Annotated in this window: 7 protein-coding genes and 3 rRNA genes; 1 reads left to right on the top strand and 9 read right to left on the bottom strand. The window is 41.5% G+C overall.

Annotated elements, in window-relative coordinates; all coding sequences use genetic code 11:
- Positions 1 to 51 precede the first annotated feature (51 nt).
- A complete protein-coding gene (locus tag CEF19_RS09650; RefSeq protein WP_100405896.1) occupies positions 52 to 1,011 on the top strand; it encodes a YaaC family protein in 960 nt (319 codons plus the stop codon).
- A 287-nt stretch (positions 1,012 to 1,298) separates the two neighbouring features.
- Here CEF19_RS09650 and rrf read toward each other — a convergent pair.
- The 9 genes from rrf to gyrB all read right to left on the bottom strand — a co-directional run bounded on the left by rrf (position 1,299) and on the right by gyrB (position 15,232).
- Positions 1,299 to 1,414, bottom strand: a 5S ribosomal RNA gene (rrf, locus tag CEF19_RS09645).
- A gap of 154 nt (positions 1,415 to 1,568) precedes the next feature.
- Positions 1,569 to 4,506: ribosomal RNA gene (locus CEF19_RS09640) — 23S ribosomal RNA — on the bottom strand.
- A 190-nt stretch (positions 4,507 to 4,696) separates the two neighbouring features.
- Positions 4,697 to 6,249 (bottom strand): 16S ribosomal RNA (locus CEF19_RS09635).
- Together the 16S, 23S and 5S rRNA genes form the textbook arrangement of a ribosomal RNA operon.
- A 277-nt stretch (positions 6,250 to 6,526) precedes the next feature.
- Positions 6,527 to 7,624 carry an HD-GYP domain-containing protein gene (locus tag CEF19_RS09630; protein WP_100405895.1) on the bottom strand — a complete coding sequence of 366 codons (1,098 nt, stop codon included), beginning with the start codon at positions 7,622 to 7,624 and terminating at the stop codon, positions 6,527 to 6,529.
- Positions 7,625 to 7,792: 168 nt separating this feature from the next.
- The gene (gene tatC, locus CEF19_RS09625) at positions 7,793 to 8,527 is read right to left on the bottom strand and encodes a twin-arginine translocase subunit TatC (protein ID WP_100405894.1); all 735 of its coding nucleotides are present in this window, start codon (positions 8,525 to 8,527) and stop codon (positions 7,793 to 7,795) included.
- Between the two features lie 99 nt (positions 8,528 to 8,626).
- Positions 8,627 to 8,845, bottom strand: coding sequence for a twin-arginine translocase TatA/TatE family subunit (locus CEF19_RS09620; RefSeq protein WP_100405893.1), 219 nt, complete (start codon positions 8,843 to 8,845; stop codon positions 8,627 to 8,629).
- A gap of 41 nt (positions 8,846 to 8,886) precedes the next feature.
- Complete coding sequence (locus CEF19_RS09615; protein ID WP_100405892.1) at positions 8,887 to 10,530, bottom strand: PhoX family protein; 1,644 nt, start codon at positions 10,528 to 10,530, stop codon at positions 8,887 to 8,889.
- 222 nt (positions 10,531 to 10,752) lie between these two features.
- Positions 10,753 to 13,275 carry a DNA gyrase subunit A gene (gene gyrA, locus CEF19_RS09610; protein WP_100405891.1) on the bottom strand — a complete coding sequence of 841 codons (2,523 nt, stop codon included), beginning with the start codon at positions 13,273 to 13,275 and terminating at the stop codon, positions 10,753 to 10,755.
- 16 nt (positions 13,276 to 13,291) lie between these two features.
- The gene (gyrB, locus tag CEF19_RS09605; protein ID WP_100405890.1) at positions 13,292 to 15,232 is read right to left on the bottom strand and encodes a DNA topoisomerase (ATP-hydrolyzing) subunit B; all 1,941 of its coding nucleotides are present in this window, start codon (positions 15,230 to 15,232) and stop codon (positions 13,292 to 13,294) included.
- Between the last annotated feature and the right edge of the window lie 44 nt (positions 15,233 to 15,276).

Below are 15,276 nucleotides of genomic sequence, written 5' to 3'. Positions count from 1 at the left end.
AGACATTAAGTTTGACTTTTCCGAATTCATTGACAAAAGGTGATTCTTACTATGAAAGAAGCTTTCTTGAAACCACTTGTTCCATTCTATTCCGCATCATATACCCGGTCTTTTCTAACAGAGTGCTATGATTTTCAGAAAATAGAACAACCTAAAGCTAAGGGGTATCAAACAAGCTATTCTTTTTTATACCACTTGCATCATGGCCAACTATACTTTGAACAAGCTTCTAATGCACCTATCGAAATAAAACCAATTTTACTTTTTTATGGTTTAGTACAATTTATGAAAGCTTGTATATTAACAAGAGATCCTCTTTACCCTGAATCTACTCAAGTATTGGCTCATGGCGTAACATCTAGAAAAAGAAAAAAAACAGCCTACCGCTTTCTCGATGACGAAGTAAAAATTCAGAGAACCGGCCTTTATTCTCACTTTTTAGACAAAATGTTTCACATGAAACAAATCGATGGTGAAAAGTATAGGATGGATTGTTTACTTAAACAAATCCCAGAATTGCATGATTTGTTTTTATTAATCCAAAAAACGGATGTTTCTATTAAAGGCGAAAGTAGAAACAATTCAATCGTTTTCTCTTCTCAAATACTTAACTCTCATCATATGACACCGAAACGATTTGAACAGCATATAAGTCAATATAAGCCGCTTTGGAATTTAAATCAAGTGTCAGTTACCTGTTCAGAGGCCAAAGATAAGCTAACCGTACAATTTAATCAACATTTTACAAGTTCTTTTCTTCCTCCTTTTCTAATTAGTGCAGAGAAGGATTATTTCTTACTTAATAAAAAAGAAAATTACTACTTACTTCCGGAAATTACAGTTCACTACTTATTGCTATATAACTTAAGTATGATTAGCCGATATGAGACAGAATGGTGGGGAGAATTAATTCATACAATTGATGGGAATGATTTGCCTTTTATCCTTCACTTTTTAGACGTAACACAACAGAAGATTCCGCTTTTTCTTTATTCGCTATTAAAAATCTAGTAAGTAAAGGTTGTATAGATTTTCTTCTATAAGTAATTTTCTAGTAGAGAGCTTGCAGTGTATGGAGGCGTGCCCCTCCTTGAATGTCTATTTGAATCATCTTAGAAAAATTTCTACTTTCTTATTCGTTTGAAACAATGCTTTACTTTTCTTCCTACACACTTTAATAGTGGCCCCTCTACTTAATCTATGAAAGTAAAAAGCACAATTCAATCCAATTGAACTGTGCTTCATTATTTTATTGTACAATTAAATAAAAGCACAACCCGATTGGGTTGTGCTTTATCGCCTGGCAACGTCCTACTCTCACAGGGGGAAGCCCCCAACTACCATCGGCGCAAAAGAGCTTAACGACCGTGTTCGGCATGGGAACGGGTGTGACCTCTTCGCTATCGCCACCAAGCTTACGACCTGATTATACTTCCTTGCTAGCTTGCGACGAGTAGCGCAGCACGCAGGAGCAGACCAAGTAGCTTTGTCTTGATGTTAAATCAAGATGTAATTGAAAGAATAGTTCTCTCAAAACTAGATAATGTGTAAACATGTGTCAAGAAATATTGGATAAGTCCTCGACCGATTAGTATCTGTCAGCTCCACGTGTCGCCACGCTTCCACACCAGACCTATCAACCTCATCATCTTTGAGGGGTCTTACTGGATTACTCCATGGGAAATCTCATCTCGAGGGGGGCTTCATGCTTAGATGCTTTCAGCACTTATCCCTTCCACACGTAGCTACCCAGCGATGCTCCTGGCGGAACAACTGGTACACCAGCGGTGTGTCCATCCCGGTCCTCTCGTACTAAGGACAGCTCCTCTCAAATTTCCTGCGCCCGCGACGGATAGGGACCGAACTGTCTCACGACGTTCTGAACCCAGCTCGCGTACCGCTTTAATGGGCGAACAGCCCAACCCTTGGGACCTACTTCAGCCCCAGGATGCGATGAGCCGACATCGAGGTGCCAAACCTCCCCGTCGATGTGGACTCTTGGGGGAGATAAGCCTGTTATCCCCAGGGTAGCTTTTATCCGTTGAGCGATGGCCCTTCCATGCGGAACCACCGGATCACTAAGCCCGACTTTCGTCCCTGCTCGACTTGTAGGTCTCGCAGTCAAGCTCCCTTATGCCTTTGCACTCTACGAATGATTTCCAACCATTCTGAGGGAACCTTTGGGCGCCTCCGTTACTGTTTAGGAGGCGACCGCCCCAGTCAAACTGCCCACCTGACACTGTCCCTGAACCGGATCACGGTCCGAGGTTAGAATGTCAGCACAGTCAGGGTAGTATCCCACCGACGCCTCCACGTAAGCTGGCGCTCACGCTTCCAAGGCTCCTACCTATCCTGTACAAACTGTACCAACATCCAATATCAAGCTACAGTAAAGCTCCATGGGGTCTTTCCGTCCTGTCGCGGGTAACCTGCATCTTCACAGGTACTATAATTTCACCGGGTCTCTCGTTGAGACAGTATCCAAATCGTTACACCATTCGTGCGGGTCGGAACTTACCCGACAAGGAATTTCGCTACCTTAGGACCGTTATAGTTACGGCCGCCGTTTACTGGGGCTTCAATTCAGAGCTTCTCCTAAAAGGATAACCCCTCCTCTTAACCTTCCAGCACCGGGCAGGTGTCAGCCCCTATACTTCGCCTTGCGGCTTCGCAGAGACCTGTGTTTTTGCTAAACAGTCGCTTGGATCTATTCACTGCGGCTCTCTCGGGCTTGCACCCTACTAGAGCACCCCTTCTCCCGAAGTTACGGGGTCATTTTGCCGAGTTCCTTAACGAGAGTTCTCCCGCGCGTCTTAGAATTCTCTTCTCGCCTACCTGTGTCGGTTTGCGGTACGGGCACCTCTCACCTCGCTAGAGGCTTTTCTAGGCAGTGTAGGATCAGGAACTTCGGTACTTAATTTCCCTCGCCATCACAGCTCAGCCTTCGCGAGAAGCGGATTTGCCTACTTCTCAGCCTAACTGCTTGGACGCACATATCCATCAGTGCGCTTACCCTACCTTACTGCGTCCCCCCATTACTCAAACGGTGAGGAGGTGGTACAGGAATTTCAACCTGTTGTCCATCGCCTACGCCTTTCGGCCTCGGCTTAGGTCCCGACTTACCCTGAGCGGACGAGCCTTCCTCAGGAAACCTTGGGCTTTCGACGGAGGGGATTCTCACCCCTCTTTTCGCTACTCATACCGGCATTCTCACTTCTAAGCGCTCCACCAGTCCTCTCGGTCTGACTTCGCTGCACTTAGAACGCTCCCCTACCACTGACACCATACGGTGTCAATCCATAGCTTCGGTGATACGTTTAGCCCCGGTACATTTTCGGCGCAGAGTCACTCGACCAGTGAGCTATTACGCACTCTTTAAATGGTGGCTGCTTCTAAGCCAACATCCTGGTTGTCTGGGCAACTCCACATCCTTTTCCACTTAACGTATACTTTGGGACCTTAGCTGATGGTCTGGGCTGTTTCCCTCTTGACTACGGATCTTAGCACTCGCAGTCTGACTCCCGAGGATAAGTAATTGGCATTCGGAGTTTGACTGAATTCGGTAATCCTGTGGGGACCCCTAGTTCAATCAGTGCTCTACCTCCAATACTCTTACCTCGAGGCTAGCCCTAAAGCTATTTCGGGGAGAACCAGCTATTTCCGAGTTCGATTGGCATTTCACCCCTACCCACACCTCATCCCCGCACTTTTCAACGTGCGTGGGTTCGGGCCTCCATTCAGTGTTACCTGAACTTCACCCTGGACATGGGTAGATCACACGGTTTCGGGTCTACGACCACGTACTATGGCGCCCTATTCAGACTCGCTTTCGCTACGGCTCCGCCTTATCAGCTTAACCTTGCACGGGATCGTAACTCGCCGGTTCATTCTACAAAAGGCACGCTGTCACCCATTAACGGGCTCCAACTAGTTGTAGGCACACGGTTTCAGGATCTGTTTCACTCCCCTTCCGGGGTGCTTTTCACCTTTCCCTCACGGTACTGGTTCACTATCGGTCACTAGGGAGTATTTAGCCTTGGGAGATGGTCCTCCCGGATTCCGACGGGGTTTCACGTGTCCCGCCGTACTCAGGATCCGTCTCGGAGAGAAGGGCATTTCGGTTACAGGATTGTTACCTTCTATGATGGGCCTTTCCAGACCGCTTCACCTATGCTCTTCTTTTCTGACTCCGTATGAGACGTCCTACAACCCCAAGAGGCAAGCCTCTTGGTTTGGGCTGTTTCCGTTTCGCTCGCCGCTACTTAGGAAATCGCATTTGCTTTCTCTTCCTCTGGGTACTTAGATGTTTCAGTTCCCCAGGTCTGCCTCCTCGTATCCTATGTATTCAGATACGGGTATCATCCCATTACGGATGATGGGTTCCCCCATTCGGATATCCTCGGATCAAAGCTTACTTACAGCTCCCCGAGGCGTTTCGTCGTTCGTCACGTCCTTCTTCGGCTCCTAGTGCCAAGGCATTCACCGTGCGCCCTTTCTAACTTAACCAAATTAAAAAAGGTTTTTGTTTAATCGTCTCCGATTAAACATGAATTTTCTTGACTTTCATGTTTACATTTCATTATCTAGTTTTCAAAGAACTATCCTATAGAAAGAACAAAAGTTCCTTCAAAACTGAACAAAAGACCAAAGCGTATATGACCTACGTCATATATCGACTAGAGTAAAAACTCCATAGAAAGGAGGTGATCCAGCCGCACCTTCCGATACGGCTACCTTGTTACGACTTCACCCCAATCATCTGTCCCACCTTAGGCGGCTGGCTCCATAAAGGTTACCCCACCGACTTCGGGTGTTACAAACTCTCGTGGTGTGACGGGCGGTGTGTACAAGGCCCGGGAACGTATTCACCGCGGCATGCTGATCCGCGATTACTAGCAATTCCGGCTTCATGTAGGCGAGTTGCAGCCTACAATCCGAACTGAGAATGGCTTTCTGGGATTGGCTCCACCTCGCGGCTTCGCAACCCTTTGTACCATCCATTGTAGCACGTGTGTAGCCCAGGTCATAAGGGGCATGATGATTTGACGTCATCCCCACCTTCCTCCGGTTTATCACCGGCAGTCACCTTAGAGTGCCCAACTAAATGCTGGCAACTAAGGTCAAGGGTTGCGCTCGTTGCGGGACTTAACCCAACATCTCACGACACGAGCTGACGACAACCATGCACCACCTGTCACTTTGTCCCCCGAAGGGGAAAGCCCTATCTCTAGGGTGGTCAAAGGATGTCAAGACCTGGTAAGGTTCTTCGCGTTGCTTCGAATTAAACCACATGCTCCACTGCTTGTGCGGGCCCCCGTCAATTCCTTTGAGTTTCAGCCTTGCGGCCGTACTCCCCAGGCGGAGTGCTTAATGTGTTAACTTCGGCACTAAGGGCATCGAAACCCCTAACACCTAGCACTCATCGTTTACGGCGTGGACTACCAGGGTATCTAATCCTGTTTGCTCCCCACGCTTTCGCGCCTCAGCGTCAGTTACAGACCAGAGAGTCGCCTTCGCCACTGGTGTTCCTCCACATATCTACGCATTTCACCGCTACACGTGGAATTCCACTCTCCTCTTCTGTACTCAAGTCTCCCAGTTTCCAATGACCCTCCCCGGTTGAGCCGGGGGCTTTCACATCAGACTTAAAAGACCGCCTGCGCGCGCTTTACGCCCAATAATTCCGGACAACGCTTGCCACCTACGTATTACCGCGGCTGCTGGCACGTAGTTAGCCGTGGCTTTCTGGTTAGGTACCGTCAAGGTGCCGCCCTATTTGAACGACACTTGTTCTTCCCTAACAACAGAGCTTTACGATCCGAAAACCTTCATCACTCACGCGGCGTTGCTCCGTCAGACTTTCGTCCATTGCGGAAGATTCCCTACTGCTGCCTCCCGTAGGAGTCTGGGCCGTGTCTCAGTCCCAGTGTGGCCGATCACCCTCTCAGGTCGGCTACGCATCGTCGCCTTGGTAAGCCGTTACCTTACCAACTAGCTAATGCGCCGCGGGCCCATCCCTTAGTGATAGCCGGAGCCATCTTTGAGAACATGCGCATGAACGCTCGTTCTATCATCCGGTATTAGCACCGATTTCTCGATGTTATCCCGGTCTAAGGGGCAGGTTGCCCACGTGTTACTCACCCGTCCGCCGCTAACCTTTAGGAGCAAGCTCCTAAAGGTCCGCTCGACTTGCATGTATTAGGCACGCCGCCAGCGTTCGTCCTGAGCCAGGATCAAACTCTCCATAAAAGTGTTTGAGTTGTTTTACCAACAGGCTCAAAAATATCGCTAACGATATTACATAATAAATTGACGAGATTTGATTTATCGAAATAAAACAATCTCTATTTTTTCGCTTGGCTTTTGTTCAGTTTTCAAAGAACTCGTCATCGTGTTTTGGCGACTTTATTAATATACCAGAATGATTTACTTGCGTCAAGCATTTTTCAATAATTATATTATTCTTGACGACAAGTAAAAACATATCATTATTTTTCATGATAACTAACCTAAAAAAGGGTTGTTATTACGATATAATTTCATCTATATGCATATGTGTTTGTTGTGCTAGGTGGATAATATCCCCATTTTTTAATTTAACCATCGGCCTCGTCGGTGAAAGACTATCAAAAAAAACAATCTCAGCCTCTTCCCCTGTTGTTAATCGAACCTTTGTACCAACGGAAACTTGAATTAAACTATCAAGTAGTGTTTGGAGAATTTTGTGATCAAACTTTCCAAATTCCTCTTTTGATATTTCCTCTAAAACTTGGTACGGAGAACGTTTTGAACGATAGTGGCGCTCTGATGTCATTGCATGGTAAACATCAGCAACAGCTACAACTTGACTAAAAATATGCATTTTTTGATCGTTTGCTCCAAGAGGGTAACCACTTCCATCATGTCTTTCATGATGCTGAAGAACAGCTAACAAAACAGAATCGGTCACGCCTGTCACGTCTTTTAACATTCTATAACTATGAATTGGGTGCTTCTTCATTTCTTCAAATTCTGTAGCTGTTAAAGGACCTTCTTTTTCTAAAATTTTTGGAGATACTTTTGACATTCCGGCATCAGCCAACGCTCCTCCAAAGCCAATTTGCATCCACTCTCCTTTTGAATAATTTAATTTATTACCAAGAAAAGCGGAAAGAGCACCAACTGCTATCGCATGATGATAGATATAATCCTTAGTTGTGCTGTAATGGTGCAATCGCAACAAATCAACCGGATGTTCAATTACACGTTCAAAAAGTGGTAAGATGTTTTTTCTAACTTCAATCATTTCAACGCGCTGACCAGCTTGCCAAGAACTAAAAAGTTTCTTATATTGTTTTACTGCTTCAAGGTAGATTTGAAGAAAGCTAGATTCAGTTACTTCCTCTAAGCTCTTCTCACTTTTCTGAAATCCTTCTTCCTCCTCTACCAATTCAACTGGTTCAAATTTTTCACCACTAGATAATACTGATTCAACTTCAACGGTTTCTATTAAAAATGCGTGAATAATGGTCAAATGCCTATTGGCTAAAATTGTATTTTCTTTAATAATTGGAAAGTCTGTTGAACTATAAATATCCTCAGCTAATATACAACCTTCAATTAACTGTTTCACTTTAACCCTCATCCTTAGGTTCCCCTTTTCTAAAAATCATACAGTAATTAAACTTCAAATTTAAAGTATCTGTTCATTATACGATAGGGGTAAACATAAATAAACGCACCTTTGCTCTAAAGCTTAATTTTACCGTTTTGTATGAAGTAAACAAAAGAGGAACCTCTCCTGATAATTATTTTAAACATCCATTTTTAAATCCTGATTAAAGTGCTGTTTTCTTCTATAGACAACTTTCGAAAGTAAAACGCTACATTCATATAAAAACAATAAAGGAATAATTACAAGGATATCTGATAAAAAGTCTGGAGGTGTTATTAAAATTGAAATAACAATAAGTGCAAAATAAGCATATTTACGCATCTTCTGTAATTTGTAAGGATTTAAAACACCAAGACTAGTTAAAAACATGATAATAACTGGTAACTCAAATAAAAAACCAAAAGGTAAGGTCATATGTAATAAAAAATTAAAATACTTTTCTGTTGTATAAAAAGTATGGAACAACTCGCCTGATAAAGACATCAGAAAATCAAGGACAATTGGAAAAACAACAAAGTAACCGAAACTAAGCCCTACTAAGAATAAAATAAATAGGGAGGGGATATATGCCAATGTAACTTTACTTTCTTTTAGGGAAAGAGCAGGTTTCACAAAAAGCCAAACCTGGTAAGCTGCAATTGGGATTGTCCCAGCAATTGCGATAACCCCCGCTATAATAAAATAAACCCATAATATATCACTCGGCCCGAGGATAGCTAACTTTATAGGTAAGTCTGCTACCAAATATAAATATATTTTTTCTACATATATAAAGCCTGCAATTAAAAAAATAGTAAAAAATCCGAATATTATAATTAGGCGCTTCCGCATTTCACCCAGATGTGCTACCAAATCCATATTACGGTCCTCCATCTAAAAACCCTCCTACTTTAAATTAAATTTTACTTTCAAATAAAAAAAGAAGATGTAAGTAGAGAAAGCAAACTCACATCTTCTTTTACTCTAAATTTCTTACATTACTTTTTCCTTCTCTTTACTAACAGTTTCAGAGGGTTCAGTCGTTTCTGTCTTTCTCTCGTCATCTGAAACTAAATCACGTGTAGATTTTTTAAATTCTCTTAGCGTGGTTCCGAATGCTCGTCCAATCTCCGGTAACTTTGATGGTCCGAAAATGATAAGAGCAATAACCAAAACTAAAATGAGTCCTGGTATTCCGATATTTTGTAGCATCCGCATTTGCTCCTTTATTTGTTTTATAAGCAATAATTGCTTTAATATTTAAATCCAGTAATCGCAACAACCGCTGGACGTGGCATGGTATCACCAGCACGATGCGGCCACTTGCTTGTTAAGTTATTTAGGTCTTTTGAATTTTCGCCTGGATGTTGAACGGCCACAAAAAGTGCTGTTTCATCAGGTGTAAAACAAGGTCCAGTAATTTCAGAGTCAATTGGTCCACTTGCAAACTGATACGCTTCACCTTGTTCAACCCCGATTGTCGGAATAACAAAAACTCCATTATTACCAAAAGAGGTAAATACTCCTTTATTCATAGCACTTGATGACATATCAGTTACTGTCCACAAGTTTCCTTCACTATCAAAAGTTAAATTATCAGGAGCACTAAAACCACTTTGGCTTCCACCAGCTGCGAAAATTTGAAAGTCGAAAGTTAGCGATCCTAAGTCATCATTTTCCTCAATAAAACGTGTAATATGCCCATGAATATTACCATGTGAATCATTATTGGTATGAGCTATAAATACTGTTTTATCAAAAGGACTAACCTCAACATCTTCTGGACGGTCTGTTGGGGTACCACCTACCAATAAAGCTGCCTCATGTGTATAAACAAGAACATCTGCTTGGGTTTTAAATTTATCCAATAAGTCTGCATTTTTTTCTGCAGCTTTACGAACAGCTTCGAGTGTTAAAGCAACCCATTTCCCACTCTTCATATTTGCTACATAAAGCGTTCCCTCTTCAAGAAGGTCTGAGTTAGCTGCCCCTCTTGATTCGACATACTTATTTTTGCTAATAAACTTGTAAACACATGCATTTTTTTTATCGTCGCCCATATATACAACAAGTCTTCCATCGTTTGTGGTACTAACAGCAGCGTTTTCATGGTTAAAACGCCCTAACGCTGTGTGTTTACGTGGCATGAATTTTTCATTAAATGGATCCACTTCAATAATCCAACCGTAATGTGTAGCATCTAAGCCAGCATCGTTTGCCGTACGTTCATAATTTTCTTCCGCTGATAAAACTGTGTTCCACGGTGTCATCCCCCCAGAACAGTTCGCAAATGTACCTTGAACATTCGTTGCCCCGCTGACTGTTTTTGATCCTTTAGCAGGTCCAGTTAAATTAAACGGTGTTAAGCCTGTAATTCGTCGTGCATATTTAGAAGTTGTATCCATTTTCCAAATACCGTTCTCATCACGGTAAACTTCAATAATCGAACCACCTTGAGTATAAAGTAATTTTTCAATTTGCTGCTTTGTATATGTATCACCCTGTTTTTTGCCATGAACAAATAATTCACTAGAGTACTCATGGTTAACCCATAATAAGCCTCGTTCATTTGAGCCATTGATGGGGAAAAACATTGTAAAATCATTATTAAAACCAAAAGTATCGCCTTTTTTATTAATTTTATCCCCGTAAGCTGCAATTACATCGTATTTGTAACCTTTAGGCAAAATAAGTTCATCCTTCGTACTCGGTTCAATCGGCGAGAACTTTAATCCAGAAACCTTTTTCTTGAAACCAAATAAGTGGCTACTCGCTTTTACATCCCCAGCAGCACTTGCCTTTGGTACAAATGCGCCTAAACCTGTTGAAGCTACACCCAGTGCAGTAACACCTGTCCCAACATACGTTAAAAATTTACGACGATTGATTTGTTCCACTTTCTAAACACCCCTTTAATTAGTAATAGAATTATCTCTTATTTAGAATATAGGGGAAATATTGATGCTAGATTAATAGAGTGTTAAGATATTTAAATTAAATGTAAATAATGTTAATCTCCATTTAATTTCCTCTTAATTCTCCTACTATGGATGGGACTTCCTTCTTTACATAAAAATAACCCTGCATCTAAAATGCAGGGTTATTAAATCATATGAATGTTATTCTTCTTCAGGGTTTTCTTCTTCAGGATTTTCTTGTTCGTCATTACTAGATGTATTCTCATCCGTGATTTCTTCAATCAAATCATCTATTTCTTCATCTTCGATATCAACTCGAGCAACAGTTGCTACTTCTTCGCCCTCATTTACACGAATAAGGGTAACTCCTTGAGTATTACGTCCAGTCGTTGAAATCCCTTCTGCATGTGTTCTTATAATCACACCACTCGCAGTAATAATCATAATATCATGATCATTAGAAACAATTTTCAAGGAGACTAAAGGACCATTCTTATCAGTAATATTACATGTCTTAATTCCTTTACCACCGCGATTTTGGATGCGATATTCTTCAATTGGTGTACGTTTACCGTATCCCTTTTCGGTAACAATTAACACATCATGCTGTTCTTCAATGATATCCATTCCAACAACATAATCATCCTCAGAGAGTGTAATTCCTTTTACCCCTCCTGCGGTTCTTCCCATTAAACGAACATCATTTTCATGGAAACGAATCGCCATTCCTTGTTTGGTTCCAATAATAATTTCTTGTTTTCCATCTGTTAAACGGACACCATGTAACTCATCATCTCCCCTAAGATTTATGGCAAACAATCCACCTTTTCGAATATTACCAAAAGATGAGAGCTGGGAACGTTTTGCTATTCCATACTTTGTTAAGAAGAATAAGTACGAATCATCATCAAATTCTTCAATCGGAATAACAGTACTTATATATTCACCTCGTTCAATTTGCAACAGATTAATAATTGGAATTCCTTTTGCTGTTCGTCCAAGCTCAGGAATTTCATAACCTTTAAGACGGTATACTTTCCCTTTGTTTGTAAAAAATAAAATAGTGTGATGAGAATTAGTTGTAAAGAGATGTTGTACAAAATCATTATCATTCGTACCCATTCCTTGAATACCTTTCCCGCCACGCTTTTGACTACGATATGTTGAAATCGGAAGTCGTTTCACATAACCATTATGGGAAATTGTAATAATGACATTCTGCCGAGGAATTAAATCTTCGTCCTCCAAATGGTCTTCACTCATAGAAATTCCGGTGCGTCGTTGGTCATTAAATTTATCTTTAATTTCCGTTAACTCTTCACGAATAATTTCTAACACCTTTTCCTCATTAGCTAAAATCGCTTTATATTCAGCAATTCTAGCTAGTAGGTCGTTATATTCTGCTTCAATTTTATCACGTTCTAAACCAGTTAAACGTTGCAGACGCATATCTAAAATGGCTTGAGATTGTTCATAGCTTAATTCAAAACGTTCCATTAAACCAGTTCTGGCAATATCGGTTGTTTGAGAGCTACGGATTAGAGCAATCACTTCATCAAGATGATCAAGGGCAACCCTTAAACCTTCAAGAATATGTGCTCTCGCCTCTGCCTTTCGTAGTTCAAACGCAGTTCGGCGTCTAATTACTTCGACTTGATGATCAAGATAATGCACTAAGCACTCTTTTAAGTTAAGCACTTTAGGCTGTCCTCCTACTAATGCAAGGAGGTTAATTCCGAAACTTGTTTGTAAAGCAGTCTGTTTATATAAGTTATTTAACAAGACATTGGCATTGGCATCACGTCTTACTTCAATAACCATACGCATTCCATTACGGTCAGATTCGTCACGTAAATCAGTAATCCCGTCAATTTTCTTTTCACGTACAAGCTCTGCAATTTTTTCAACTAACTTAGCTTTATTCACTTGATAAGGAAGCTCATTAACGATGATACGTGATTTTCCATTATTTTCCTCAATTGTCGTGATCGCTCTTAAAATAATCGATCCACGTCCTGTTTGATAAGCTTTACGGATACCAGAACGCCCTAAAATTTCAGCACCTGTTGGGAAGTCTGGACCCGGAATATATTCCATTAATTCAGGAATACTAATATCAGGATTTTCCGAAAGTGCTAATACCCCATCAATAACTTCACCTAATTGGTGAGGAGGAATATTCGTTGCCATCCCTACAGCAATCCCGGAAGCTCCGTTAACTAAAAGATTCGGAAAGCGTGCAGGCATAACAACAGGCTCCCGTTCAGAACCATCATAGTTATCCTGATAATCAATCGTATCTTTATTAATGTCTCGAAGAAGTTCCATCGAGATTTTGGACATTTTTGCTTCTGTGTAACGCATTGCGGCTGCTGCATCACCATCAACAGAACCGAAGTTACCATGTCCATCAACAAGCATATAACGGAAACTGAAATCTTGCGCCATTCTTACCATGGTCTCATATACAGCTGAATCACCATGAGGGTGATACTTACCAATAACTTCGCCAACAATACGAGCAGACTTTTTATATGCCTTATCTGACGTCATTCCTAAATCATTCATGGCATATAATATTCTGCGATGCACAGGCTTAAGCCCATCCCTTGCGTCTGGAAGAGCACGAGAAACAATAACACTCATAGCATAATCCATAAAGGACGCTTGCATTTCCTGGCTAATATTAATTTCTTTTATTCTTGATTGATCCTGTTCTGCCATCTAGACAAACCTCCACCTATATATCAAGATTCTTCACGTATTGAGCGTTCTCTTGAATAAAATCACGTCGTGGTTCAACTCGATCTCCCATGAGAACTTCAAATACCTCATCCGCTTTCATTGCATCCTCTAATGTCACTTGAAGAACAGTCCGAAATTCAGGATCCATCGTCGTTTCCCATAACTGGGTCGGGTTCATTTCTCCTAAACCTTTGTAACGCTGAATTCCTACCTTCGATCGCTCTGATACACCGCTTAACGTTTGTTCAAGTTCCTTATCACTATACGCATATTGGATATCGCGACCTTGTGTAATTTTGTACAAAGGTGGTTGAGCGATGTAAATGTATCCTCGTTCTATGAGTGGTCTCATATAACGATAGAAGAACGTTAAAATAAGTGTTCGAATATGAGCACCATCGACATCTGCGTCTGTCATGATAATAATTTTATGATAACGTGCTTTTTCAATATTAAAATCGGCACCAATTCCTGTACCAAAAGCCGTAATCATCGAACGAATTTCGTTATTTGCAAGTATTTTATCTAAACGTGCTTTTTCAACGTTAATAATTTTCCCTCTAAGTGGTAGTATTGCTTGAAAGTGCCGGTCACGTCCTTGCTTTGCAGATCCTCCAGCAGAGTCACCCTCAACGATATAAATTTCACTAATTGTCGCATCCTTAGATGAACAATCTGCTAATTTACCAGGTAAAGAACTAACTTCTAAAGCACTCTTACGTCGCGTTAACTCACGAGCCTTTTTGGCAGCTTCTCGCGCTCTCGACGCCATAAGTCCTTTTTCAATAACCTTTCTAGCTACTTGAGGATTTTCACTTAAGAAACGGGCAAAATATTCACTGAACAATGAATCCGTAATCGTCCGAGCTTCACTATTTCCAAGCTTAGTTTTCGTTTGACCTTCAAATTGAGGGTCAGGAATTTTGACTGATATAATTGCCGTTAACCCTTCACGCACATCATCACCCGTTAAATTAGGGTCATTTTCTTTAAAAAGATTATTCTTTCTAGCATAATCATTTATTACGCGTGTTAACCCCGTTTTAAATCCGGATTCATGCGTTCCACCTTCGTGGGTATTAATATTATTAGCAAATGAATAAATATTGCTCACATAACCATCATTATATTGAACCGCAACCTCAACGGTAATCCCGTCCTTTTCACCTTCAATATGAATCGGTTCGTCATGAAGAACTTCCCTTGAACGATTTAAATGTTCAACAAAAGAAGCAATTCCACCTTCATAAAAATAAGTCGCTTTCTTACCACCTTCACGCTTATCTTCAATCTGGATCGTTAATCCTTTATTTAAAAACGCTAATTCACGCAGTCTTTTTGCTAAAATGTCATATTCATAAACCGTTGTTTCCTTAAAAATTTCGTCATCCGGTCTAAAATGAATAATTGTCCCCGTTTTATCGGTTTCACCAATAATTTTTAAATCTGCGGCTGGAACACCGCGATGAAATTGCATATGATGAACATTGCCATCACGATGTACGAAAACCTCAAGCAATGTTGACAGCGCGTTTACAACAGAAGCTCCCACCCCATGAAGTCCACCAGAAACTTTATAGCCACCACCACCAAATTTTCCACCAGCATGGAGAACTGTCATGATTACCTCAACAGCGGGACGACCCATCTTTTCATGTACACCTACTGGGATCCCACGACCATTATCTTCGACAGTAATACTATTGTCCTCTTCAATTACAACTGTGATCGTATCACAATAACCAGCCATCGCTTCATCAATACTATTGTCGACAATCTCCCAAACTAGATGATGCAGTCCTCGTCCACTCGTAGAGCCAATATACATCCCAGGTCTTTTCCGAACAGCTTCAAGACCTTCAAGGACCTGGATTTGACTCTCATCATAGGATTCTTGCTCTAAATGTTGTTCATTCGCCACACTCTTCACCTTCATTTCCAATTATCTACACGACTTGCCGTGTGTACCCTAGAAAAGGT

It is taken from the genome of Bacillus solitudinis (genome assembly GCF_002797395.1).
GTDB lineage: Bacteria > Bacillota > Bacilli > Bacillales > Bacillaceae_D > Halalkalibacter_A > Halalkalibacter_A solitudinis.
Note: the sequence above shows the minus strand (reverse complement) of the source record. Positions and strands in the feature narration are given on the sequence as shown.